The 21,935-nt window shown below is 61.3% G+C and carries 26 protein-coding genes and 1 other RNA gene; 13 read left to right on the forward strand and 14 right to left on the reverse strand.

The features are described from left to right. Positions 1-8: 8 nt before the first annotated feature. From NA647_RS03950 to panM, 4 genes are all read right to left on the reverse strand, one after another. The gene (locus NA647_RS03950) at positions 9-281 is read right to left on the reverse strand and encodes an oxidative damage protection protein (RefSeq protein WP_256047584.1); all 273 of its coding nucleotides are present in this window, start codon (positions 279-281) and stop codon (positions 9-11) included. Continuing rightward, on the reverse strand, positions 278-1,345 hold the full coding sequence (gene mutY, locus NA647_RS03955; protein WP_256056775.1) for an A/G-specific adenine glycosylase: 1,068 nt from the start codon (positions 1,343-1,345) through the stop codon (positions 278-280). Before mutY ends, NA647_RS03950 begins: the two co-directional genes overlap by 4 nt. Before the next feature lie 11 nt (positions 1,346-1,356). Then, positions 1,357-3,582, reverse strand: coding sequence for an AsmA family protein (locus NA647_RS03960; RefSeq protein ID WP_256056511.1), 2,226 nt, complete (start codon positions 3,580-3,582; stop codon positions 1,357-1,359). Positions 3,583-3,701: 119 nt separating this feature from the next. Next, positions 3,702-4,100 (reverse strand): aspartate 1-decarboxylase autocleavage activator PanM, encoded by a 399-nt coding sequence (gene panM, locus NA647_RS03965; protein ID WP_256056512.1) that lies wholly within the window; start codon positions 4,098-4,100, stop codon positions 3,702-3,704. Positions 4,101-4,384: 284 nt separating this feature from the next. Between panM and hisB the strand changes: the two genes are divergently transcribed. The 7 genes from hisB to NA647_RS04000 all read left to right on the forward strand — a co-directional run bounded on the left by hisB (position 4,385) and on the right by NA647_RS04000 (position 9,376). Next, entirely contained in the window at positions 4,385-4,978 is a 594-nt protein-coding gene (hisB, locus tag NA647_RS03970) for an imidazoleglycerol-phosphate dehydratase HisB (RefSeq protein WP_256056513.1), read from the forward strand. After that, positions 4,978-5,616 carry an imidazole glycerol phosphate synthase subunit HisH gene (gene hisH, locus NA647_RS03975; RefSeq protein ID WP_256056514.1) on the forward strand — a complete coding sequence of 213 codons (639 nt, stop codon included), beginning with the start codon at positions 4,978-4,980 and terminating at the stop codon, positions 5,614-5,616. Before hisB ends, hisH begins: the two co-directional genes overlap by 1 nt. Then, on the forward strand, positions 5,616-5,876 hold the full coding sequence (locus NA647_RS03980) for a DUF2164 domain-containing protein (RefSeq protein WP_256056515.1): 261 nt from the start codon (positions 5,616-5,618) through the stop codon (positions 5,874-5,876). Before hisH ends, NA647_RS03980 begins: the two co-directional genes overlap by 1 nt. 36 nt (positions 5,877-5,912) lie before the next feature. After that, on the forward strand, positions 5,913-6,656 hold the full coding sequence (hisA, locus tag NA647_RS03985) for a 1-(5-phosphoribosyl)-5-[(5-phosphoribosylamino)methylideneamino]imidazole-4-carboxamide isomerase (RefSeq protein WP_256056516.1): 744 nt from the start codon (positions 5,913-5,915) through the stop codon (positions 6,654-6,656). Between the two features lie 73 nt (positions 6,657-6,729). Next, entirely contained in the window at positions 6,730-7,500 is a 771-nt protein-coding gene (gene hisF / locus NA647_RS03990) for an imidazole glycerol phosphate synthase subunit HisF (protein WP_256056517.1), read from the forward strand. 81 nt (positions 7,501-7,581) lie between these two features. Further along, positions 7,582-8,325: a substrate-binding periplasmic protein gene (locus tag NA647_RS03995; RefSeq protein WP_256056518.1), complete on the forward strand. Its 744-nt coding sequence runs from the start codon at positions 7,582-7,584 to the stop codon at positions 8,323-8,325. A gap of 304 nt (positions 8,326-8,629) precedes the next feature. After that, entirely contained in the window at positions 8,630-9,376 is a 747-nt protein-coding gene (locus NA647_RS04000; RefSeq protein WP_256056519.1) for a substrate-binding periplasmic protein, read from the forward strand. On the opposite strand, the gene NA647_RS04005 is transcribed toward NA647_RS04000, so the two are convergent. From NA647_RS04005 to gpmI, 4 genes are all read right to left on the reverse strand, one after another. Beyond that, positions 9,367-10,191 carry a divergent polysaccharide deacetylase family protein gene (locus NA647_RS04005; protein ID WP_272889547.1) on the reverse strand — a complete coding sequence of 275 codons (825 nt, stop codon included), beginning with the start codon at positions 10,189-10,191 and terminating at the stop codon, positions 9,367-9,369. The two genes, NA647_RS04000 and NA647_RS04005, sit on opposite strands and share 10 nt — an antisense overlap. Position 10,192: 1 nt before the next feature. Further along, positions 10,193-11,527, reverse strand: coding sequence for a S41 family peptidase (locus tag NA647_RS04010; protein WP_256056520.1), 1,335 nt, complete (start codon positions 11,525-11,527; stop codon positions 10,193-10,195). A 39-nt stretch (positions 11,528-11,566) separates the two neighbouring features. Next, positions 11,567-12,826 carry a murein hydrolase activator EnvC family protein gene (locus NA647_RS04015; RefSeq protein WP_256056521.1) on the reverse strand — a complete coding sequence of 420 codons (1,260 nt, stop codon included), beginning with the start codon at positions 12,824-12,826 and terminating at the stop codon, positions 11,567-11,569. A gap of 115 nt (positions 12,827-12,941) precedes the next feature. After that, complete coding sequence (gene gpmI / locus NA647_RS04020) at positions 12,942-14,480, reverse strand: 2,3-bisphosphoglycerate-independent phosphoglycerate mutase (protein ID WP_256056522.1); 1,539 nt, start codon at positions 14,478-14,480, stop codon at positions 12,942-12,944. Between the two features lie 327 nt (positions 14,481-14,807). On the opposite strand from gpmI, the gene NA647_RS04025 reads away from it, so the two are divergent. The 3 genes from NA647_RS04025 to secB all read left to right on the forward strand — a co-directional run bounded on the left by NA647_RS04025 (position 14,808) and on the right by secB (position 16,057). After that, entirely contained in the window at positions 14,808-15,221 is a 414-nt protein-coding gene (locus tag NA647_RS04025) for a rhodanese-like domain-containing protein (RefSeq protein ID WP_256047595.1), read from the forward strand. A gap of 2 nt (positions 15,222-15,223) precedes the next feature. Further along, entirely contained in the window at positions 15,224-15,478 is a 255-nt protein-coding gene (gene grxC / locus NA647_RS04030; protein ID WP_131651314.1) for a glutaredoxin 3, read from the forward strand. A gap of 84 nt (positions 15,479-15,562) precedes the next feature. Beyond that, positions 15,563-16,057 carry a protein-export chaperone SecB gene (gene secB / locus NA647_RS04035; RefSeq protein WP_131651315.1) on the forward strand — a complete coding sequence of 165 codons (495 nt, stop codon included), beginning with the start codon at positions 15,563-15,565 and terminating at the stop codon, positions 16,055-16,057. A 76-nt stretch (positions 16,058-16,133) separates the two neighbouring features. On the opposite strand, the gene NA647_RS04040 is transcribed toward secB, so the two are convergent. Then, positions 16,134-17,111 (reverse strand): NADPH:quinone oxidoreductase family protein, encoded by a 978-nt coding sequence (locus NA647_RS04040; RefSeq protein ID WP_256047596.1) that lies wholly within the window; start codon positions 17,109-17,111, stop codon positions 16,134-16,136. 211 nt (positions 17,112-17,322) lie between these two features. On the opposite strand from NA647_RS04040, the gene NA647_RS04045 reads away from it, so the two are divergent. Continuing rightward, positions 17,323-17,697 (forward strand): flagellar basal body-associated protein FliL, encoded by a 375-nt coding sequence (locus NA647_RS04045; protein WP_272889570.1) that lies wholly within the window; start codon positions 17,323-17,325, stop codon positions 17,695-17,697. 25 nt (positions 17,698-17,722) lie between these two features. Here the strand turns inward: NA647_RS04045 and NA647_RS04050 are convergent, their stop codons facing one another. The 5 genes from NA647_RS04050 to NA647_RS04070 form a co-directional block, all read right to left on the reverse strand. Further along, positions 17,723-18,172 carry an EVE domain-containing protein gene (locus NA647_RS04050; RefSeq protein ID WP_256056525.1) on the reverse strand — a complete coding sequence of 150 codons (450 nt, stop codon included), beginning with the start codon at positions 18,170-18,172 and terminating at the stop codon, positions 17,723-17,725. Positions 18,173-18,568: 396 nt separating this feature from the next. After that, the gene (locus NA647_RS04055; protein ID WP_256056526.1) at positions 18,569-19,171 is read right to left on the reverse strand and encodes a 5-formyltetrahydrofolate cyclo-ligase; all 603 of its coding nucleotides are present in this window, start codon (positions 19,169-19,171) and stop codon (positions 18,569-18,571) included. Between the two features lie 6 nt (positions 19,172-19,177). Beyond that, a non-coding RNA gene (ssrS, locus tag NA647_RS04060) (6S RNA) lies at positions 19,178-19,356 on the reverse strand. A 30-nt stretch (positions 19,357-19,386) separates the two neighbouring features. Beyond that, positions 19,387-19,704 carry a cell division protein ZapA gene (locus NA647_RS04065; protein WP_131651320.1) on the reverse strand — a complete coding sequence of 106 codons (318 nt, stop codon included), beginning with the start codon at positions 19,702-19,704 and terminating at the stop codon, positions 19,387-19,389. Beyond that, a complete protein-coding gene (locus NA647_RS04070; protein WP_131651321.1) occupies positions 19,701-19,910 on the reverse strand; it encodes a TIGR02449 family protein in 210 nt (69 codons plus the stop codon). Before NA647_RS04070 ends, NA647_RS04065 begins: the two co-directional genes overlap by 4 nt. A gap of 124 nt (positions 19,911-20,034) precedes the next feature. Between NA647_RS04070 and NA647_RS04075 the strand changes: the two genes are divergently transcribed. Then, positions 20,035-20,589 (forward strand): YecA family protein, encoded by a 555-nt coding sequence (locus NA647_RS04075; protein WP_256056527.1) that lies wholly within the window; start codon positions 20,035-20,037, stop codon positions 20,587-20,589. A 13-nt stretch (positions 20,590-20,602) separates the two neighbouring features. Beyond that, positions 20,603-21,934, forward strand: a complete 1,332-nt coding sequence (pepP, locus tag NA647_RS04080) for a Xaa-Pro aminopeptidase (RefSeq protein ID WP_256056528.1) — start codon at positions 20,603-20,605, stop codon at positions 21,932-21,934. Position 21,935 lies beyond the last annotated feature (1 nt).

The following is a 21,935-nucleotide window of genomic DNA, read 5'->3' on the forward strand; positions in this document are numbered from 1 at the left end:
GGGGTGAATCACTGACTCGGCGGTACGTAACCTTCGGCCTGGGCGTAATCCTCGCCGGAAAAGAACTTGTCCATTTCGGCCTGCAGGAATTTGCGATCTTCGGCATTCATCATGTTCAGCCGACGCTCGTTGATCAGCATGGTCTGGTGCTTCTGCCAGTCGTCCCAGGCCTTCTTCGACACGTTGTTGTAAATGTCCTCGCCCTTGGCGCCCGGATACGGCGGGCGGTCGAGGCCGGGAAGCTCTTCTTTGTACTTGCGGCAGTTCACGGTGCGAGTCATGACATCTCTCCTGCGTTTAATTCGGCGGCGGCGCGCTTGAGCAGCGTCTTCACCGGGGCGGCGAGCCCCAGTCGCGGCGGGGTGGCGAGGTTATACCAGAGCCAGTCCGCCTCGGCCACGGCGTCGGCCTCGGACTTGACTCTGATCAGCCAGGGCTCGATGGCGAGCTGAAAATGGCTGAAGGTGTGGGTCAGACCGGGCAGTTCCAGGCGCTGTTGCAGCTGCAGGGCGTGGCGTTCGGCGAGCGGGTTGAGCGCGGTCAGGTCGTCCAATTCCGGCAGACTCCAAAGTCCACCCCAGAGGCCGGTCGAGGGGCGGCGATAAAGCAGAATGGCGCCCTCATGATTGGCGAGTAACGGCATCAATGTGCGCTTTTGTGGCAGCGCCTTGCGCGGCTTGGACACCGGAAAATCTGTTTCACGGCCAAGCAGATGGGCGCGGCAGCCAGACTTCAGCGGGCAAAGCAGGCAACTGGGTTTGCTGCGTGTGCAGAGCGTCGCGCCCAGGTCCATCATCGCCTGGGTGTAGTGGTTGACGCGCGTGTGCGGCGTCAGGCGCTCGGCCACGTCCCAGAGCTTTCTGGCGACTTTCGGCTCGCCCGGATAGCCATCCTGGGCGACGTAGCGGGCCAGCACGCGCTTGACGTTGCCGTCGAGTATCGGCGCGCGCAATTCCATGCTCAGGCTGGCAATGGCGCCGGCGGTCGATCGACCGATACCGGGAAGTTCGGCGAGCTGATCGACCGACTTTGGAAACTCGCCGCCATGCTCGGCGACGATCAGCTTGGCGGTCTTGTGCAGGTTGCGTGCGCGGCTGTAGTAACCGAGCCCGGTCCACAGGTGCAGCACTTCATCTTCGTCTGCGCTGGCCAGGGCCTGCACCGTCGGCAATGCAGCCATGAAGCGATCGAAATAGCCGAGCACGGTGCTGACCTGGGTCTGTTGCAGCATGATCTCCGATACCCAGACCCGGTAGGGCGTGATGCCTTGTTGCCAGGGCAGATCCTTGCGGCCGTGGCGGTCGTACCAGTCGAGCACGGCCGCGCCGAAGTGTTCGTCACTCAACACGTGCGGGTTCATCGGTTGAACAGGCCTTTCAGTGCGTCTTTCAATTCAGGGCTGACCTTGTCACCGAGCTTTTCTTCGATGGTTTCGTTGAGTTTTTCACCGGCGAGGCGGGCAGCGATCTTGCCGAGACCGTCTTTGTCGAAGCGGCAGGCCTTGGCGCCAAGTTCCAGCGGGCCACGGCAACGCAGTGGCCATTCGATGCCGACGTAACGCTCGTTGACTGCGCAGGCCGGGTCGGGCATGGCGCCCTTGTCGCCCTCGATGACGATCCCGACGCGGTAGTCCATGCCCAGCACACGCAGATCCACATCGCCGTTGCCGTTTACCGTCAGCCCCGGAATGCTGGCCTTCAGGTCCGGATTGCTGGCTACGCCGTTGCGCAGGGTCAGGTTGCCCTTGAGTTCGCGGAACGGCGTGTCCTTGCTGCGCGGGTCGCTGGTCAGTGGCTTGCGATTCAACGTGGAGATGGCGCGACAGAGTTGCTGTTCGAGATTGGCGTCGACCAGAATGCCGTTGTCGATGATGAAGCCGATCTTGCCGTTTAGGTTGTCGACCCAGGCCTTCTGGCTGTTGCCCTGACTGCGAATGTCGCTGTCCAGATTGAGCAAGCCCTTGACCACCACTTTTTCGCCCTGGCTTTCGAGCAAGCGCTCGACCGGGACGCGAGCGAAGCGGGTCTGAGCGGTTATTAGCGGTATTTGGGGGCGCACATCGAGGCTGGCCGAGGCTTCCACGCGACCGTTGTAATAGCCGCCGCGCATTTCCTCCAGGGTCAGCAGGCCGCCTGCGCTGCGTGCCCGGAGCGCGAAGCTGTCGAGCGGCAGTTTCATTGCGGTGAGGCTGCCGATATCCAGATTGATTCTGGTATCCAGGCGGCGCAGCGTGGCGATCGGCAGGACCGAGGCTTCGCTCCAGGCCTGCTGGGTAGGCTTGTCCGGCAGCGGTGTGGTGCCGCTGCCGATCACGGCGGCTTCGGTGGCCTCTACCTCGCTCTTGCGGGCAGCGCCGGATGCATCTTCCTGGCCTGGCGGTGGCAGATAGCGGTCCAGATTCAGCTGGTCGCCCTTGAGATCTACGCGCAGTGCCTGTTTGGCGAAATCGCTGATGCCGATCTGTCCGGTAAAGGTGCTGCCGTCCAGTTTCAGGTCGAGTTCTTCGAAGGTCAGGCTGGTCGGGGTCCCGGCCAGGCGGGTGACCAGTTCGGCCTTGCCCAACGCCGTGTTGTCGGCCATGGGCGGGAGTTGCTGGCCGATGCCGCCGAGGAATTCGCGCAAGTTGAACTCGGCGATGGACAGCGTACCGGCGAGCTTCGGTTGCTCCTGCAGATCGCGCACCTTCAACTCGCCAAGGCCGCGCAATTGGTTGGCGGTGAACTTGAGACTGGTCCACTCGGCGATATCCGCCGCCAGGTCGATGAGCAATTGGCCCTGCGCGCTGAAGGACAGCGTCTTGCCTTCCAGAGGTTCGCCCGAGGCTTCGCCGCTCAGGCGCAGGTTCTCGAACTGATAACGCTGCAGTTTGTTATCGAAGCGCAGGTCGCCTTGTAACTCGGTGCGCGCCCGCATCACGGGCTGGTTGCTGCCGAAGAAGGCGTTGAGCTTGACCGGGATCGAAGTGGCTTCGCGGATGGCGCCGGTGCTGAGCTCGATACCTTCGGCGCTGAATTGCTGGCCGCTTTGCGCGTCGTGGTAGCTCACCCGGGCATCGCTGATGGTCAGGCTATCGATATCCAGCTGCAGCGGACGCCTTGGTTTTCCGGCTCGCGGCTCTTCATTCGCTGTCTCGGCCTGTTCCGCTGGGGCGGGTTCGCCGGGTTGCGCTTCGCCGCCGGCTGGCTGGCCTACGCCTTCCCAGTTGCTGCTGCCGTTTTCGTCGCGAGCCAGGGTCAGGTTGAGGCCATTGAGGGCGATGTCACTCATTTCAACTTCGCGGCTGAACAGCGGCAGCACCCGGACCGAGAGGCCGAGCATGCGCAGATCGGCGAACGGCTGCTCTGGCGTGCGCACGCTGGCCAGGGTGGTGTCGTGCAGTTCCAGGCCGAGCCACGGGAACAGGCTCCAGCCGATATCGCCGGCAATGTTCAGTTCCAGGCCGGCCTTGTCACGGGCAAGCGCGCGGATTTCATCCTTGTAATCGTTGGGGTCGAACAGATGAGTCAGGGCGAAGCCCAGTGCGACGAGGAGCAGCAGCAACCCGAGGATTACCAGGCCCAGGATCTTGCCGAGCGCTTTCATGACAGGTCCTTTGTTTTTGGCGTTTCAAAAGCAGCGAGTATAGCGCCACGAACGTCGGCTTTCGCCGCAGATGGCGTTGGAGTGGCTGTCTGCGCCTGGGTTCCGGTGGTCGGTCGGAGCTAGATGGAATCCAGCGGCAGATGCGTTCTGGCGGCCAGCGCCTGGGCTTCCAGATGCTCTCTCGGCGCGGCCAGGCGCAGGTCCGTTCCGGCTTCCCGGGCCAGGCGCAGGCTCTCTTCGAGGATCCGTTTGCCGACGCCACGGCGGCGGGTGATCTTGCGCACGCAGAGATGCGACAAGCGCCAATGCGACGTGCCGCGCTGCAACAGGGCGGCTCCGAGCAGGCGATCGTTGAAACGACCGGCGATCAGGCTGTGATCTGCCAGCCCTGCCTCGATCAGAGCCGTGGCATCCGCGTAGGGCGCCAACAGCCAATCGGGGGCGTCGGCAAAGATCTTCGCAAGATCGATGTGATCCTGCGGGCTGGGCTCGGTGAGGGTTTCGACGAATACGGGCATGCTGACCTGACGCGTTGAATGGGTGCCGGCAAGCATAACCGTGCCGGCTTTTCAGCGCACGACGGCGCTACGATTCGGCCGATAGGCTGCTTCGTTGAGCGGTTGCGGGCGATTGCCGGGAGCGTGTGACCGACCAGCCGGGCTGGCGCTTCGGTCGTTCCGCTGAACCCAAGACAGAGGCGCAGACCCGTTGGCGGCCGCCGAGCCGCCGCTCGCGTATCCCCGTAGGTTGGTTTGAGCCTATAATGCGGACCTTTTTAGCCCCACGATCAGCGGAGCTGTCGATGTCCGAACGTACGGCATGCGTAGAGCGCAACACCCTGGAAACACAGGTCAAGGCCACCATCAATCTGGACGGCACCGGCAAGAGCCGCTTCGCCATTGGCGTGCCGTTCCTGGAGCACATGCTCGATCAGATCGCCCGCCATGGCCTGATCGACCTGGACATCGAATGCCAGGGCGATCTGCATATCGACGACCACCACACTGTAGAAGATGTCGGCATCACCCTCGGCCAGGCGTTTGCCAAGGCAGTCGGCGACAAGAAGGGCATGACCCGTTACGGGCATTCCTACGTGCCGCTGGATGAAGCGCTGTCGCGCGTGGTGATCGATTTCTCGGGCCGCCCGGGCCTGACCATGAACGTGCCCTATACCCGCGCCACCGTAGGCGGTTTCGACGTCGACCTGTTCCAGGAATTCTTCCAGGGCTTCGTCAATCACGCCCTGGTCACCCTGCACATCGACACCCTGCGCGGCACCAACACTCATCACCAGATCGAAACCGTGTTCAAGGCCTTCGGCCGCGCGCTGCGCATGGCGCTGACGCTGGACGAGCGGATGGCCGGACAGATGCCTTCGACCAAGGGTTGCCTGTAATGCAGACCGTTGCTGTCATCGATTACGGCATGGGCAACCTGCACTCGGTCGCCAAGGCGCTGGAGCACGTTGGCGCCGGCAAGGTGCTGGTGACCAGCGATGCGCAGGTCATCCGGGAAGCCGACCGCGTGGTCTTCCCCGGCGTCGGTGCGATCCGCGATTGCATGGCCGAGATCCGCCGTCTGGGCTTTGACGAGCTGGTGCGCGAAGTCAGCGTCGACCGTCCTTTCCTCGGCATCTGCGTCGGCATGCAGGCGCTGATGGAGCGTAGCGAGGAGAACGGTGGGGTCGATTGCATCGGGCTGTTCCCGGGCCAGGTGCGCTTCTTCGGCAAGGATCTGCAGGAAGACGGCGAGCGCCTCAAGGTGCCGCACATGGGCTGGAACGAGGTCAAGCAGGCGGTCGATCATCCGCTCTGGCACAACATTCCGGACCAAGGCCGCTTCTATTTCGTGCACAGCTATTACATCGAGGCCGGTAACCTGCGCCACGTCGTCGGTCGCGGTCACTACGGCAAGGACTTTGCCGCTGCGCTGGCCGACGGCTCGCGCTTCGCCGTGCAATTCCATCCCGAGAAGAGCCACACCCACGGCCTGCAGCTGCTGCAGAATTTCGCCGCCTGGGATGGCCGCTGGTAATGAGCCGGGCCAAGACGAAAGCACCTGTGCTGACGCTGGACCCCGCTCAGGAGCAGGCTGCGCAGCAGACCATCAAGCGTTTTCTCGAAGATCGTTTCGAACTGGAGCTTGGCTCCTTCGAGGCGCAGGAAGTGCTCGATCTGTTTGCGCGTGAGATTGCTCCGCTCTACTACAACAAGGCGATTTTCGATGTGCAGATGCACCTGAAAGACAGGTTCGAAAGCATCGAAAGCGACTTGTGGGCGCTCGAAAAGAGCTGACCTTTAACCGATTCCCGATTTGAACAGGTTCGAGCCATGCTGATTATCCCCGCAATCGATCTGAAAGACGGCGCCTGCGTGCGTCTACGTCAGGGCCTGATGGACGACGCCACGGTATTCTCCGATGACCCGGTGGCGATGGCCGCCAAGTGGGTCGAGGCCGGTTGCCGCCGCTTGCATTTGGTTGATCTCAACGGTGCCTTCGAAGGCCAGCCGGTCAATGGCGATGTGGTCACCGCGATCGCCAAGCGCTATCCGAACCTGCCGATCCAGATCGGTGGCGGTATCCGTTCGCTGGAAACCATCGAGCATTACGTGCGCGCCGGCGTCAGCTACGTGATCATCGGTACCAAGGCGGTCAAGCAGCCGGAGTTCGTCGGCGAGGCTTGTCGGGCGTTTCCGGGCAAAGTGATCGTCGGTCTGGATGCCAAAGACGGTTTCGTCGCCACCGACGGCTGGGCCGAAGTATCCAGCGTGCAGGCCGTCGATCTGGCGCGCCGTTTCGAGGCTGATGGCGTATCCGCGATCGTCTACACCGACATCGCCAAGGACGGCATGATGCAGGGCTGCAACGTCGAGGCGACGGTGGCCCTGGCCAACGCCAGCAAGATCCCGGTGATCGCCTCCGGCGGCATTCACAACATCGGTGATATCCAGAAGCTGCTCGATACCAATACCCCCGGCATCATCGGCGCCATCACCGGTCGCGCGATCTACGAGGGCACGCTCGATGTGGCCGAAGCGCAGGCGCTCTGCGATCTGAAGTACAAGGACGAATAAACGTAGGGTGGGCGTAGCCCACCGTAAACGATGTATTTTTGGTGGGTTGCACCCACCCTACGGGAAATCCGCTATGGCTTTGGCAAAACGCATCATCCCCTGCCTCGACGTGGACAACGGCCGCGTGGTCAAGGGCGTTCAGTTCGAGAACATCCGCGACGCCGGCGACCCGGTGGAGATCGCCCGTCGCTACGACGAGCAGGGCGCCGACGAGATCACCTTTCTCGACATTACCGCCAGCGTCGACAACCGCGACACCACGCTGCACACCGTCGAACGCATGGCCAGCCAGGTATTCATCCCGCTGACCGTCGGCGGTGGCGTGCGCACCGTGCAAGACATCCGCAACCTGCTCAACGCCGGGGCCGACAAGGTCTCGATCAATACCGCCGCCGTCTTCACCCCCGAGTTCGTTGGTGAGGCCGCCGATCGCTTCGGCTCGCAGTGCATCGTCGTGGCCATCGATGCGAAGAAAGTGTCCAAGCCGGGCGAAGCGCCGCGCTGGGAAATCTTCACCCATGGCGGACGCAAGCCCACGGGGCTGGACGCGGTGCTCTGGGCACAGAAGATGGAGGCGCTGGGTGCCGGTGAAATCCTGCTGACCAGCATGGATCAGGATGGCGTCAAGAGCGGCTACGACCTCGGTGTCACCCGCGCCATCAGCGAGGCGCTGAGTATCCCGGTGATCGCCTCCGGTGGTGTAGGCAACCTGCAGCACCTGGCCGATGGCATCCTCGAGGGCAAGGCCGATGCGGTATTGGCGGCCAGTATTTTTCACTTTGGCGAATACACCGTGCCGGAAGCAAAAGCCTATATGGCCAGTTGCGGCATTGTGATGCGTTGAGTCGGCAGCCGATTCGATCGAGCAAACAACACTTAAAGGAACGTAACGGGCCATCCGTGCGGGAATAAAGGAATTAATGCCATGTTCAAATCCACGCTTCTTGCTTTAGCGACCAGTTTGATCTTGGGCACCACCGCCCAGGCCGCACCGGAGCAGATCGATCTGCTCACCGAAAATTTCCCGCCTTACAACATGGCCGTCGATGGCAAGAATTTCGCCCGTGACGAGAACATCAGGGGCATCGCTGCCGACATCATCCGCGAGATGTTCCAGCGCGCCGGTATCGATTACACCCTGACCTTGCGCTTCCCTTGGGAGCGGATATACAAGATGGCTCTGGAAACGCCTGGCTATGGGGTGTTCGTGACGGCTCGGTTGCCTGAGCGCGAGGAGCTGTTCAAATGGGTAGGTCCTATCGGGCCGGATGACTGGGTGCTGCTGGCGCGCGGTGACAGCACCATTGAAGTCGACAGCCTCGAGCAGGCCCGGCAATACCGGATTGGCGCATACAAGGGCGATGCCATTGCCGAGCATCTCGTTGCGCAGGGGCTGCAGCCGACCTTGGCGCTGCGCGACCAGGTCAACGTCGAGAAACTGCAAAGCGGCGCGATCGATCTATGGGCGACGGGCGACCCAGCGGGGCGCTTCCTGGCGAAGCAGCAGGGCGTGTCCGGTCTCAAGCGGGTACTGCGTTTCGACAGTGCTGAGCTTTTCCTGGCGCTAAACCGTCAGGTGTCCGATGAGACGGTCGAGAAGCTACAGGCCGCTCTGGATCAAATGCGCGCCGACGGCACGATCAATACCATCACTGGCCGGTATTTCTGATCGGCGCCTCGCTAGCTGCGTGTATGCATCGAAGACCGGTGGGGCGCTCCAGAGGTGAGCGCCACGCCGTTTCCCCGCGACTGAACATCTTTTTCCCTCCTTATTAAGCAAACCTCGTGCAGGTTGGCGCCGCGGATGCGAGTGCTGGCCAAATGATGTCTCAATTTGTGCGGTTCGTCCCAGTTCGGTGACAGTCTCCGTGCGTCTGGTTCTTCCGTTGCTACACATAAAAGGTGGCACGCATGACATCTGTTAATAGGTGCCGGTGCGCCGCCTGGTATTAGCAGAAGTAGGGGGAGAATCGATGAAGCGAATTCTAGCGGTCGGCCTGCTGTTGCTCGCGGCCGCCTCGGCCAAGGCCGCATTGCCAGCCGACTACAGGGTGGTGATGCTGACGGAGAATTTCCCGCCGTTCAATATGGCGGCCGACGGCAAGAACTACGCAGCGGATCGCAACGTCAGCGGCATCAACGCCGACATCGTGCGCGAAATGTTCAAGCGTGCCGATATCGATTACAGCCTGACACTGCGCTTCCCCTGGGAGCGCATCTATAACCAAGTACTGGATAAGCCGGACCAAGGGTTGTTCTCCACCACCTATACGCCGGAGCGCGAGCCGCTATTCAAGTGGGTCGGCCCGCTCGCTAGCACCGGCTGGGTGCTTCTCGCTCCGCCCGGCAGTCCGTTACGCCTGAGTTCGCTTGAGCAGGCTCGGCGGTATCGGATTGGCGCCTATCAGGATGACGCGGTCAGCCAGCATCTTGAGAGCAATGGGTTCGAGCCGATTAACTCGCTGCGTGACCAGGCAAACATCGGAAAACTGCTCAAAGGACATATCGATCTGTGGGCGACCACCGATCCGGTCGGCCCTTATCTGGCCAAGCAGGAAGGGGTAAACGGGCTGGTGACTGCATTGCGGTTCAACGATGCGCAGCTGTTTCTCGCGCTGAACAAGCAGACGCCGGACGATGTCGTGGCGCGGCTGCAAAAGGCGTTGGACGAGATGCGGGGCGACGGTTCCATCGACGCCATCATGCGTCGTTATCTCTGATCCTGGGCTGAGCGATAAATGCCGCCTGAGCCATGGGCAACCATCGCGCGGTTGCCACGGGTAGCGATCATCTGTCCGATGTCCACCCAGTCGATCCCCTGAGCCTGCAGACGTGGCAATTCCCGCTCCAGAAGCGCCAGCGTGCTGGGGTGGGGATGGCCGATGATCACCACTGAACCCTGCTTGCGCGCAAGCTTCAGGGCTGTGCGGAACTGCGCCGCAACGGCGTGAGGGCTGGGGTCGTCGTCGAGAAAAATATCCCGCGACAGGCTGGCCAATCCGATCCGTTGAGCGGCGGCGGCTGCAACCGTTCCGGCATGGGTGCGGCTGTCGAGAAAGAACAGATGGCGCTGCTGCAGCTCGTTCATCAAGGACGCCATCGGCTGCGCTCGAGCGGTCATCAGGCTGCCCATGTGGTTGTTTACACCGCTGGCATGGGGAACCTTTGCCAGTGCGCTGTCCAATCGGTTGGACAGCTCCGTCGGCCCCAGTTGCGGCTGCCAGGCATAGGGGCCATCGGCCGGAGCCATGGGCAGATGCAGCATGACCGTCTTACCTGCCGCGTTGGCCCGTTCGGCCAGCGGAGTGGCGTGGCGACTGTCCGGCAGGATCGCCATTGCCACCGGGCCGGGCAGTGCCAGAACACGACCGTCGCGAGCAGCGTTCTGTCCGAGGTCATCCATTACCAAGGCTAACTTCGGCATTCGCGAAAGGGTTGTCAGGCGCTCTGAGTCGCCTGTTGCATCCGCGCCCGGAGCGCCGATTACCAGCAGCGGTGTCAAGAGTCCCAGCAGCAGGATGGCAAGTCGGGACATCCTACTGGCCGCGGGTGAGGTTCAACCCCTTGAGCAGATTCAGTGCCTGGCCGAGCTGGAAGTCTTCGTCCTGCGGGCGTGGTGAGTCGCTAACGACCTGGGTGCTGGTGGGGCGTTCCGGGCCGCCGTTACCGTTGCCCAGATGTCCGGCCAGATCCGCCTCGCGTACGCCTTCGACCGCCTGCTCGCGGGTGAACTTGGCGCGGGCCACTTGGATATCCGGCTCGATGCCCTGGGCCTGGATGGAGCGGCCGTTGGGGGTGTAGTAAAGCGCCGTGGTGAGCTTCAGCGCGCGGTCGTTGTTCAGCGGCAGGACGGTCTGGACCGATCCTTTGCCAAAGCTGTCGGTACCCATTACGACGCCACGCTTCTGGTCCTGCAGGGCGCCGGCGACGATTTCCGAGGCCGAGGCGCTGCCGCCGTTGATCAGCACCACCAGCGAGACGCCTTCACTGGCATCGGCTGGATCGGCGTTGAAACGCAGCTCGGAATTGGCGATGCGGCCTTTGGTGTAGACGATCAGCCCATCGGTGAGGAAGTGATCGGATACTTCCACCGCGGCCTGCAGCACGCCACCCGGGTTGTTGCGCAGATCGAGCACTAACCCGTTGAGCTTCTTGCCGTTCTCTTTGCGTAGGCGCGCCAGAGCCTTGCCAACTTCCTCGCCGGTATTGATCTGGAACTGGGTGACGCGCAGATAACCGTAGCCGGGCTCGAGCATTTGGCTTTTGACGCTGGTGACCTTGATCACCGCGCGGGTGAGTTTGACCGTGAAGGGTTGGCCGCCCTCGCGTACCAGCGACAGCGAAATATCGCTGCCCGGCTTGCCGCGCATCATGCCAACGGCGTCCATCATCGACATGCCCTTGGTTGGCTTGTTATCGATCTTGACGATCAGATCGCCCGCCTCGATGCCGGCCTTGGATGCGGGGGTGTCATCGATTGGCGATACCACCTTGATGAAACCGTCCTCCATACCGACCTCGATTCCGAGCCCCCCGAACTCGCCGCTGGTGCTTTCCTGCAGCTCGGCGAAGGCTTCGGGTTCGAGATAGGCGGAATGCGGGTCGAGGTTGCTGAGCATGCCCTTGATGGCGTTTTCCAGCAGGGTCTTGTCGTCAACCGGCTCGACATAGGCCGCCTTGATCCGGTCCAGCACCTCGGCGAAGGTGCGCAACTCGTCCAGCGGCAGTGGCGCCTTGCTGGCCGTGGTTCCCAGCGAGATGGGCTCCGCCAGCTCTGCCGGTGGTTGCTGAGCCCAGGCGCTACCGTGAATTCCCAGCATAAGAGCCAGGGTCAGGGCAGATGGTTGGGCGAAACGGCGCAGGTGCAGCATTGTCGAACTCCGGTTATGAAGGCGCATTCAATGGCTGGTCTAGCCTTGCGCACGGCACCAAACCGCCGGATCGCTCGGGCGACCCTGCTGACGAATGGCGAAGTACAGCGCAGCGGCTTCCTGCCCGCCACTGTTTCCTACGGTGGCGATCGGATCGCCCGCCTTGACGATGTCTCCGGCGTCGCGCAACAGGCTCTGATTGTGGCCGTACAGGCTCAGATAGCCGTTGCCGTGGTCCAGAATCACCAGCAGACCCGCACCGCGCAGCCAATCGGCAAATACCACTCGGCCGCCGTGCACGGCGCGCACTTGGCTGCCCAAGGCTGCGCCGATCAGCACGCCGTCCCACTTGGTTCGAGCATCGCCGCCGCGTGGAGTGCCGTAGCGAGCGACTAATCTTCCATCCACCGGCCAGGGCAGCTTGCCCTTAGCGCTGGCGAAGGGCCCGCCAAAATTGCCGCCGGCACTCGATACGGTAGGGCCGGTTGCTGCGGGAGCGGCACTACCGGCCTGCTGGCGTCGTGATTGTTCCTCGCGAGCCAGTGCAAGGGCACGCTGACGTGCCTGCTCGGCTTCACGTGCCTGGCGTGCCAGGGTTTCCTCGATGGTCTTGAGTACACGCTCGAGCTGCGCCTGCTCCTGTTTACGGGCCTTGAGCTTTTGATCACGGCTGGAATAGTCGCGGTCGAGTTTGGCCAGCGCCAGCTGACGCTCTTTGCTCACTTCAGCGAGTTGGGCGCGTCGTTCCTTTAGTCCATCCTGCTGCTCGGCCAGGGTTGCCTGCTGCACCTCGATGCCGGCTTCGACGTTGGCCAGCTGGCTGAGCGTTTCGTTGAAATTGGCGACCTGCTCGAAACGAGCTTTGCTGAGGTAGTCGTAATACGTCAGGGTGCGGCTGAATTTTTCCGGGTTCTGTTGGTTGAGCAGGAGCTTCAGGTATTCCTGACGACCGCTCTGATACGCCGCGCGTGCCTGAATGCCAATCAGGCGCTGCTGCTCGATACGAGCGCCTTCAAGGGTGGTCTTCTCTTCGTTGAGCCGTTCCAGCTCCGCTTCGCTGCGGTCGATTTCCTGTTGCAGTGAATCGACCTGCTTTTCCAGCTGGCCCATCTCGCTTTCAGTTGTTTGCAGCTGCTTCTGGACAGTAGATTTCTCCTGCTCGATCTGCTTGAGCAGCTTTTGCAGTTCGGCTACGTCCTGGCGGGCCGCTTCGATCTGTTTGCGAGCGTCGGCGCGCTCGTCCGCCATGGCAGAGCCGAGCAGGCAAAAAAGCGCGAATGCGAGAAGAATACGAGGCATGAGAGGGTGTAACCGAGCGATCGACGACCGCCGTAGTATGCCTAAAAAAACAGCCGGAAGCTTGAAGCCTAAGCTGGAAGCAAGAGCTTGGCTTCCAGCTTCCAGCTTCCAGTCTTCAGTCTTTCAGTTCGACGATCGAGCGCCCGGTCATCTCCGCCGGCACTGGCAGGCCCAGCAGCGTCAGCATGGTCGGGGCCACATCGGCGAGCACGCCGCCTTCGCGGATCGTCAGGTTCCGCTTGCCGTAATAAATGAACGGCACCGGTTCGCAGGTGTGGGCGGTGTGAGCCTGGCCGGTCATGGCGTCTTCCATCTGCTCGACGTTGCCGTGATCGGCGGTGATCAGCGCCTCGCCGCCCACCTTGTCCAGCGCTTCGACGATGCGTCCGATGCACTTGTCCAGACATTCGACGGCCTTCACCGCGGCATCGAACACGCCGGTATGGCCGACCATGTCGCCGTTGGCGTAGTTGACGATGATCACGTCGTGGCGCTGGTTCTCGATGGCATCGACGATGCGATCGGTCACCTCAGGTGCGCTCATTTCCGGCTGCAGGTCATAGGTGGCGACCTGTGGCGAGGGAATGAGAATGCGCTCTTCGCCGGCAAAGGGCTCTTCGCGGCCGCCAGAGAAGAAGAACGTGACGTGCGCGTATTTCTCGGTCTCGGCGATGCGCAGCTGGGTCTTGCCGTTGTTCGCCAGGTATTCACCCAGCACATTGGTCAGCGCTTCCGGTGCGAAGGCAGCCGGCGCGGGAATGCTTGCGGCGTACTGAGTGAGCATGACGAAACCGGCTAGTTGTGGGGCGCGGACACGCTGGAACTCGTTGAAGCCGGGCTCGACGAAGCAGCGGGTCAGTTCGCGCGCACGGTCGGCGCGGAAGTTCATGAACACCACGGCATCGCCATCTTCCACGCGAACCGGCTCGCCAATACCCGTGGCTTTGACGAACTCGTCGCTTTCGCCGCGCTCGTAGGCGGCGATCAGGCCATCCACTGCGTAGTCAGAGCGATAAGTCGCGGCGCCATCGACGATCAGGTTGTAGGCCTGCTCGACGCGATCCCAGCGGTTGTCCCGATCCATGGCGAAATAGCGGCCGATCAGGCTGGCGATGCGGCCCTTGCCCAGGCGAGTGAAAGTGGCTTGCAACAGCTCGATCGAGTGCTGCGCGCTTTTTGGCGGGGTGTCGCGACCGTCGAGGAAGGCATGTAGGTAGATCTTCTCGGCGCCGCGCTTGGCCGCCAGCTCGGCCATGGCGACCAGATGATCCTGATGGCTATGGACGCCGCCGTCGGAGAGCAGGCCGAGGATATGCACCGCTTTGCCAGCTGCCACAGCCTTGTCCACAGCGGCGCAGATGTTCGGGTTCTCGAAGAAATCGCCGTCGCGGATGGATTTGGTCACGCGTGTGAAGTCCTGGTACACCACGCGGCCCGCGCCCAAATTCATATGGCCGACCTCGGAGTTGCCCATCTGGCCGTCCGGAAGACCGACGTCCATGCCGCTGCCGGAGATCAATCCGTGCGGCTGGGTCGCGCGCAAGCGGTCATAGACGGGCTTGTTGGCGGCATGAATAGCGTTGAATTCGGGGCTGTCGCTATGTCCGAAGCCATCGAGAATCATCAATACGAGAGGTTTGGGCGCGGCGGGCATCTACTTGGCTCCTTGTACGAGGGCGCAAAAATGGTGGCCAGTCTACTGATTGGCCGGTTTATGGTCACGATTGGCAGGCCGTTAAAGGATCACTGCGCTCGGCTATGCAGCGTTGAGCGAGTTCCAAAAGCTCATTGCGACGCTGGGCGTTTTGACTCTTTGCTCGCTAAAGCCCGCCCTACGGGCCAGCCGGGAGCTGTCATTCAATGGTCGTTTCGCCCGGTCTAGCCACCGATTGCGACATTTTCCAGCGGTTTGCAGCAGGGTTCAGCCTGGGGGAGGGGCTGTGTATACTGGCCCGCATTTTATCCTCCGGGTACCCTTTTGATGGTCGCTAACCTGATTGAATTTGTCTCTAACCACTATGTTCTAGTCAGCATCTTTTTGGTGCTGTTGGTTCTCTTAGCCGTCACCGAAGCGCGTAAAGGCGGTAAAAGTCTGAGCAATCGCGAGCTGACCGCTCTGGTCAACCGCGACGAAGGCGTGGTGTTGGACGTGCGCGCTAAGAAGGAGTTCGACGCCGGTCACATCGTCGATTCATTGAACATTCCCTACGAGAAGCTGGTCAGCCGAGTAGGCGAGCTGGAAAAGCACAAGGCCAAGACGATCGTCGTCGTCGATGCCATGGGTCAGCACGCCGGAACGGCCTGCCGCGAGCTGCAGAAGGCAGGCTTCACTGCCGCCAAGCTGTCCGGAGGGATTTCCGGCTGGCGCGGCGAGAATCTGCCAGTGGTCAAGTAACTATGCCTAAAGTCGTCATCTATACCACCGCCTGGTGCCCGTTCTGCATTCGAGCCAAGGGTCTGCTCGATCGCAAGGGTGTCAGTTACGAGGAAATTGCCGTCGACGGCAAACCCGCATTGCGTTCGGAAATGGCAAGCAAGGCCGGACGTACCTCTGTACCGCAAATATGGATAGGCGATGCGCATGTCGGCGGCTGCGATGAGCTGCACGCACTGGAGCGGGCAGGGCGGCTGGATGCGATGCTGCAGGCATGACTCCATACCAGACCTGCCGGACGGCCGACAAGCACTGATGCTGGCAGGACGATCACCAACACATGGACAACAAGAAGGTTTCACATGACTGAACAAGCGAACAACGGCGCGGCTGCTGGTCAGGAAGAGCAGGGTGCGCAGTTTTCCCTGCAGCGGATCTATGTCCGTGACCTCTCCTTCGAGGCGCCCAAAAGCCCGGAAATCTTCCGTCAGGAGTGGAATCCGAGCGTTGCGCTGGATCTGAACACCAAGCAGAAATCGCTCGAAAACGACTTCCATGAAGTTGTGCTGACGCTGTCAGTGACCGTCAAGACCGGTGAGGAAGTGGCCTTCATCGCCGAGGTTCAGCAGGCTGGTATCTTCCTGATCAAGGGCCTCGAAGCCCAAGCGATGAGCCATACCCTCGGCGCGTTCTGCCCGAACATCCTGTTCCCTTATGCCCGTGAAGCGCTGGACAGCCTGGTAACGCGTGGCTCGTTCCCGGCTCTGATGTTGGCACCGGTGAACTTCGACGCGCTCTACGCTCAGGAAATGGCTCGCATGCAACAGGGCGGCGACGCTCCGGTTACTGCCCACTGATAGCTCCCTCGCTTCACCCTGCAGCAAACAGGGTGGATGTACACGACATCCACCCTACGCTTGTTTCCAATTCGCCTTAACGCACCTTCACGACCAGTTTGCCCACAGCTCGGCGCTGGGCCAGCGTATTGATCGCTTCGGCAGTCTGCTCGAGCGCAAAAGTCTGCGAGACCAGGGGTTTGAGCTTGCCTTCGGCGTGCCAGGCGAACAGCTGACGGAAATTGGCGGCGTTGTCATGCGGCTGGCGCTGCGCAAAACTGCCCCAGAAGACTCCGATCAGCGAAGCGCCCTTGAGCAGCGGCAAGTTCGCAGGTAACGACGGAATATCCCCTGCAGCGAAACCAACCACCAACATGCGGCCATTCCAGCCGATGCTGCGGAAAGCCTCTTCGAACAGCTTGCCGCCTACCGGATCGTAGATGACGTCCACACCTTGACCGCCGGTGAGCTCTTTCAGACGATCCTTGAGGCTGGTCTCGGTGTAATTGATCAGCTCGTCAGCGCCTGCATTCTTTGCGATCTCGAGTTTCTCGGCAGTGGAAGCGGCGGCGATAACCTTCGCGCCCATCGCCTTGCCTATCTCCACAGCCGCCAATCCGACGCCGCCCGATGCGCCCAGTACCAGAAGCGTCTCGCCGGGTTGCAGGTTGGCCCGCTGAGTCAACGCATGCATCGAGGTGCCGTAGGTCATGCTGAACGCTGCCGCCGTCTCGAAATCCATCGCTGGAGGAATCGGCAATACGTTGTTGCCAGGCACGGCAACCTGCTCGGCGAAACTGCCCCAGCCCGTCAGGCCCATGACGCGGTCACCGACCTTCAGGTGGGTGACCTTCTCGCCGACGGCGGCGACAACGCCTGCGGCCTCGCCACCTGGGGAAAACGGAAACGGCGGCTTGAACTGATATTTGCCTTCGATCATCAGCGTGTCCGGGAAGTTGACGCCGGCGGCATGCACGTCGAGCAGCACCTCGCCCTTTTTGATCTGCGGGCTAGCGGCTTCTTCGATGACGAGGTTTTCGGCCGGGCCGAATTCTTTGCACAGGACAGCTTTCATCGGGTTTCCTTTTATCGTTTGGGATGAGCGTGGCCGTTTCTGGATAGGAGCAGTCTAGAAGTCTGCACGTGCCGTGCAATGAGCATGGTCCGCCCTGATGGCAATACATAAGGCCAGGCTTGGGTCTGTGCCGGGCAATGGTTATGCTGACGGCGTATCCCTTGGAGTTGTCCTCGTGACGCGCATTCTTTCTATATTTCTCACTCTTTGCATGGCGCTGCCGGCGCTTGCAGAAACATCCGAAGCCGACGCCGATTCAGCAGCGGTGAAAACCATTTACTACGCACTGGTGCCCGCACTGGTGGGCAACTACGGTTCCGATGGCCGGTTGAAGTATTACAAGGCCGATATTGCCTTGCGCGTCAGTGGCGCCGAGGCGGAAGCCAAGGTCAAGCATCACGAGCCGCTGATCCGCAACCAGTTGGTGACGCTGTTTTCACAGCAGACCGATGCCAGCCTTTCGACGGTCGAGTCCAAGGAGGCCCTACGGCAGGAAGCGCTCAAGCAGGTGCAGGCGGTCCTCACGCAGGAAGAGGGCAAGCCGCTAGTGGACGACCTGCTGTTCAATAACCTAATCGTCCAATAGCGCGGAGCAAGGGGCGCCGTCTGGCTCAGCGCATCGCCAGGATGGCGTGCCACTCGCTCTCGCTGACGGGCATCACCGAGAGCCGACTACCCTTCTGCACCAGCGGCATTTGCGCGAGCGCCGGTACAGTCTTCAGTCGAGGCAGTGTAAGCGTGGCTGCGAAACATTCGACGAAGCCGACATCGACTGCGCTCCAGGGGTTCTTCGCCTCATTGGCTTTGGCGTCGAAGTAAGGGCTTTGCACGTCGAGCGCGGTCGGGTCTGGGTAGGCCGCGCGCGTGATGCTGCCGATACCAGCGATGCCTGGCGTTGCGCAGCTCGAGTGATAGAAGAAGAAGCAGTCGCCTTCGACCATCTGACGCAGAAAGTTCCGGGCCTGGTAATTGCGGACACCATCCCAGCGCCCGGTACTTAGTTGCTGCAGATCTTGAATTGAAAACTCATCGGGTTCGGACTTCATCAGCCAGTACGGCATGGTCTTTGCTCACGTCAATTTCGTTCGGAAGGGTTCTTGACGCCATTCCCCGACAACCGGTCGCAGGGCTGTTTGCGCTGCGCCGGGGCTTGACGGAGAATGCCGCGCTTGAGATGGGCATTGTCGAGTCTGGAAAACGAAAACGATACTGACTCGACGGCAGCTGTTCGCCTGGCAGGGGGAGGCGAAATACTATGAAACGCAAACCAGATATTCTTTGGGTCCTGGTGCTGATTTTCGGTCTCGGCGTCGTAACTACGGGCTATACCCAGGGATTATGGGAACGACCGGATGATAGTTCTTCGATGGTGCCGATCAGTCACTCGCAGCAGCTCCAGCGCTGATTCGGTGAGCCGCATGGACGCGGCCGTTACCTCAGTTTTAATGCCTTCCGTTTCACTTCGCGTACCAGCCCTGGTCTGTCACCGTCGCTTGCAGCGGCACATCCCAGCTAGCAAGGGGAAGTCGATCGACTTTCTGGCATTCATGGGCGAGACCCAATAGCGTCGGTTTGTGACCATTTTTGCGCCTGCTGCGATATGCCAGGCTGCGATCGTAAAAACCGCCCCCCATCCCCAGGCGACCGCCGTGCTCGTCGAACCCCACCAATGGCATCAGAACCAGATCGAGCGTCCAGATCGGCCGCTGCCGTGCGGGCCGAAAAGCCGGCTCGGCGATACCGAAACGGTTCGACTTCAGATGCTCGTTCGGCATGATGCGTTGAAAGGCCATGCGGGTGCGGGGCCAGGCGTTCAATACGGGTAGATAAGTCGCCTTGCCGCGGCGTTGCGCTTCCAGCAAAAGTGCACGCGGGTCGATTTCGCCGTCGTTGGGCAGATAAAGCGCGACGTGGCGGGCGCGACGAAACAGCGGATGCTGGGCCAGTTGCCTATAGAGATTTTTGGCAGCTTGGCGTTGTTGAATGGGGGAGAGCTGACGGCGTGCTTGCCGCAGTTGGCGTCGCAGCGTCGGACGCGAAAGGCCGGTGGCTACGATCATGAAATAAGGCTCCCCAGCATGCCGCTGCCCGCGTAGGCCCTTGAACCCGAGAGTTCAAGGTGGCGACTACAGAGTACCTTAAGGCTTTCCGTCAGGCGGACATGCACACCGGCACTACGTGTAGCCTCCATGGTGTTGCTTATCGGGAGAGGGTCATCGCCGACTGGCGAACATGCCAGGGAGTTGCCGGGATTATAACTCAATCTGCCTGCCGTTCATCGGTTACCGGAAGGGTTTGGATCGGCGGCCAATGCGCTGTCGACCCGCTCCAGCAAAACACGCACATGCTCACGCGCACTGTTGGCTTCCGCATCAAGGCGATCGTGTTTGTGTAGCAGCTCATGTGTGATGTTGAGCGCAGCCATCACGGCGACGCGGTCCGCGCCGATGACTTTGCCGCTGCTACGGATTTCGCGCATCTTGCGGTCCAGGTAATGGGCGGCGCCTTCGAGATTGCTGCGTTCTTCGGGTGGGCAGGAAATGCAATATTCCTTATCCATGATGTGCACGGTAACGGTGTTCGGCTGGGTCATGAGTCCTGCTCCAGGGCTTTCAGGCGCGAAATCATCGCTTCGACCTTCACCCGCGCCATTTCGTTCTTTTCGATCAGATGAGCGCGCTCTTCGCGCCATGTCTGCTCGCTGTGAAGCAGCAAGCGATTCTGCGCCTTGAGTTGCTCGATGTGCTGAATCAGCTGTTCCAACTTGGCGGTCAGCAATTTCAGGTCGGCGTCTTCCATGGGATTCCCGGGGTAAATGGCGCGAGCGGTGGGCAGTCCGGCTTCGATGGTCTTGGCTCGCGTGCCGATGCTAGGATACGAGGCCTTCATTCTAGACATTAGCGCCGCCGCGCGCCTAGCCGCCATGCCCATTCAGAACTCGCCGTACGCTGCTTTCGCCACTTTGCTGGCCAGCAGTGCTCAATCTGTCACACCTGCCGAACTACACGGCTTTCTGCTCGGGCGCAGCTGCGCCGGGGCTGGTTTCGATTCCGAATCCTGGCTTGCCGATGCCACCGAGCTACTCGGCTCCGCTCCCGAAGAGTCGGTGCATCAGGCGCTCATCGGCCTGCAGGAAATGGTCAAGGGCGAGCTCGCCGGTGATGACATCGCCATCGTTTTGCTGTTGCCGTCGGACGATGCACCGCTCGCCGAGCGCGCGCTTGCCCTGGGCCAGTGGTGCCAGAGCTTCCTGGCCGGCTTCGGCCTGGTCGCCGGTGATCGCGCACTGAGCGGTGAGGCCATGGAAGTCCTGCAGGATCTGGCCGCCATCGCACAAATCCAAGATTCGCTGGACGAGTCCGAAGATGGTGAGAGCGATTACATGGAAGTCATGGAATATCTGCGCGTCGCGCCGTTGCTGTTGTTCACCGAGTGCGCCAAGCCAGTGCCGCCGGCACCCAAGCCTTCCCTGCATTGAGGACCGTCCGCCCATGACCCGCATCCCGAAATCGGAATACGCCCGCCGGCGCAAGGTGCTGATGGCGGAGATGGAACCCAACAGCATCGCCATCCTTCCGGCCGCGCCAATGTACATCCGCAACCGCGATGTCGAGCACATTTACCGTCAGGACAGCGACTTTCAGTACCTTTCCGGCTTTCCCGAGCCGGAAGCGGTGATTGCACTGATTCCCGGTCGCGAGCATGGCGAGTACGTGTTGTTCTGTCGTGAGCGCGACCCGGCTCGCGAGTTGTGGGACGGTTTGCGGGCCGGCCAGGATGGCGCCATCGCCGAATATGGCGCGGACGATGCCTTCCCCATCGGGGATATCGACGAGATTCTCCCCGGCCTGATAGAAGGCCGTTCGCGCGTTTATTACGCCATCGGCAGCAACCAGGAGTTCGATCACCGCTTGATGGAGTGGATCAACACCATCCGGTCCAAGGCCCGTCAGGGCGCACAGCCGCCGAACGAGTTCGTCGCCCTCGATCATCTGCTACACGACTTGCGTCTGTACAAGTCAGCCAACGAAGTGAAGGTGATGAAGCACGCGGCGGAGATTTCCGCTCGCGCCCATATCCGTGCCATGCAGGCCAGTCGTGCTGGCCTCTACGAATACCATCTCGAAGCGGAGCTGGATTACGAGTTTCGCAAGGGCGGGGCGAAAATGCCGGCGTACGGCTCGATCGTCGCGGCGGGGAAGAACGCCTGCATCCTGCATTACCGCGAGAACGATGCTGCGCTCAAGGATGGCGATTTGGTTCTGATCGACGCCGGCTGCGAAATCGATTGCTACGCCAGCGACATCACCCGGACCTTCCCGGTCAATGGTCGCTTCTCGCCTGAACAGAAAGCCATTTACGAACTGGTGCTGGCCGCCAACGAAGAAGCCTTCAAGCACATCGCGCCTGGCAAACACTGGAACGAAGCGCACGAGGCAACCGTTCAGGTCATCACCGCCGGACTGGTCGAGTTGGGGCTGCTAGAAGGCGATATCGAGGAGCTGATCGCCACAGAAGCCTATAAACCGTTTTACATGCATCGCGCCGGCCATTGGCTGGGCATGGACGTACACGATGTCGGCGACTACAAGGTCGGTGGCGAGTGGCGCGTGCTCGAGCCCGGCATGGCGATGACCGTCGAGCCTGGCATCTATATCGCCGCCGACAATCAGGACGTGGCGAAGAAGTGGCGCGGCATTGGTGTGCGCATCGAAGATGATGTGGTGGTGACTCGCACCGGCTGTGAAATTCTCACCGGCGGCGTGCCCAAGTCCGTCGCCGAGATCGAGCAATTGATGGCGGCTGCCGCCGAGGTCGCTTAGC

This window comes from Stutzerimonas stutzeri, from assembly GCF_024448985.1.
GTDB classification, from domain to species: domain Bacteria; phylum Pseudomonadota; class Gammaproteobacteria; order Pseudomonadales; family Pseudomonadaceae; genus Stutzerimonas; species Stutzerimonas stutzeri_AP.

Bases quoted from the DNA above. Each gene is read 5' to 3' on its own strand.
- NA647_RS04045 (WP_272889570.1), top strand. From the start codon at position 17,323: ATGGCGCTGCCGGCGCTTGCAGAAACATCCGAAGCCGACGCCGATTCA.
- NA647_RS04040 (WP_256047596.1), bottom strand. From the start codon at position 17,111: ATGAAAGCTGTCCTGTGCAAAGAATTCGGCCCGGCCGAAAACCTCGTC.
- secB (WP_131651315.1), top strand. From the start codon at position 15,563: ATGACTGAACAAGCGAACAACGGCGCGGCTGCTGGTCAGGAAGAGCAG.
- NA647_RS04050 (WP_256056525.1), bottom strand. From the start codon at position 18,172: ATGCCGTACTGGCTGATGAAGTCCGAACCCGATGAGTTTTCAATTCAA.
- hisF (WP_256056517.1), top strand. From the start codon at position 6,730: ATGGCTTTGGCAAAACGCATCATCCCCTGCCTCGACGTGGACAACGGC.
- hisA (WP_256056516.1), top strand. From the start codon at position 5,913: ATGCTGATTATCCCCGCAATCGATCTGAAAGACGGCGCCTGCGTGCGT.
- NA647_RS04055 (WP_256056526.1), bottom strand. From the start codon at position 19,171: ATGATCGTAGCCACCGGCCTTTCGCGTCCGACGCTGCGACGCCAACTG.
- NA647_RS04025 (WP_256047595.1), top strand. From the start codon at position 14,808: ATGGTCGCTAACCTGATTGAATTTGTCTCTAACCACTATGTTCTAGTC.
- NA647_RS04075 (WP_256056527.1), top strand. From the start codon at position 20,035: ATGCCCATTCAGAACTCGCCGTACGCTGCTTTCGCCACTTTGCTGGCC.
- NA647_RS04065 (WP_131651320.1), bottom strand. From the start codon at position 19,704: ATGACCCAGCCGAACACCGTTACCGTGCACATCATGGATAAGGAATAT.
- hisH (WP_256056514.1), top strand. From the start codon at position 4,978: ATGCAGACCGTTGCTGTCATCGATTACGGCATGGGCAACCTGCACTCG.
- NA647_RS04015 (WP_256056521.1), bottom strand. From the start codon at position 12,826: ATGCCTCGTATTCTTCTCGCATTCGCGCTTTTTTGCCTGCTCGGCTCT.
- gpmI (WP_256056522.1), bottom strand. From the start codon at position 14,480: ATGCCCGCCGCGCCCAAACCTCTCGTATTGATGATTCTCGATGGCTTC.
- grxC (WP_131651314.1), top strand. From the start codon at position 15,224: ATGCCTAAAGTCGTCATCTATACCACCGCCTGGTGCCCGTTCTGCATT.
- NA647_RS04010 (WP_256056520.1), bottom strand. From the start codon at position 11,527: ATGCTGCACCTGCGCCGTTTCGCCCAACCATCTGCCCTGACCCTGGCT.
- NA647_RS04070 (WP_131651321.1), bottom strand. From the start codon at position 19,910: ATGGAAGACGCCGACCTGAAATTGCTGACCGCCAAGTTGGAACAGCTG.
- panM (WP_256056512.1), bottom strand. From the start codon at position 4,100: ATGCCCGTATTCGTCGAAACCCTCACCGAGCCCAGCCCGCAGGATCAC.
- NA647_RS03950 (WP_256047584.1), bottom strand. From the start codon at position 281: ATGACTCGCACCGTGAACTGCCGCAAGTACAAAGAAGAGCTTCCCGGC.
- NA647_RS04005 (WP_272889547.1), bottom strand. From the start codon at position 10,191: ATGTCCCGACTTGCCATCCTGCTGCTGGGACTCTTGACACCGCTGCTG.
- pepP (WP_256056528.1), top strand. From the start codon at position 20,603: ATGACCCGCATCCCGAAATCGGAATACGCCCGCCGGCGCAAGGTGCTG.
- NA647_RS04000 (WP_256056519.1), top strand. From the start codon at position 8,630: ATGAAGCGAATTCTAGCGGTCGGCCTGCTGTTGCTCGCGGCCGCCTCG.
- NA647_RS03995 (WP_256056518.1), top strand. From the start codon at position 7,582: ATGTTCAAATCCACGCTTCTTGCTTTAGCGACCAGTTTGATCTTGGGC.
- NA647_RS03960 (WP_256056511.1), bottom strand. From the start codon at position 3,582: ATGAAAGCGCTCGGCAAGATCCTGGGCCTGGTAATCCTCGGGTTGCTG.
- NA647_RS03980 (WP_256056515.1), top strand. From the start codon at position 5,616: ATGAGCCGGGCCAAGACGAAAGCACCTGTGCTGACGCTGGACCCCGCT.
- hisB (WP_256056513.1), top strand. From the start codon at position 4,385: ATGTCCGAACGTACGGCATGCGTAGAGCGCAACACCCTGGAAACACAG.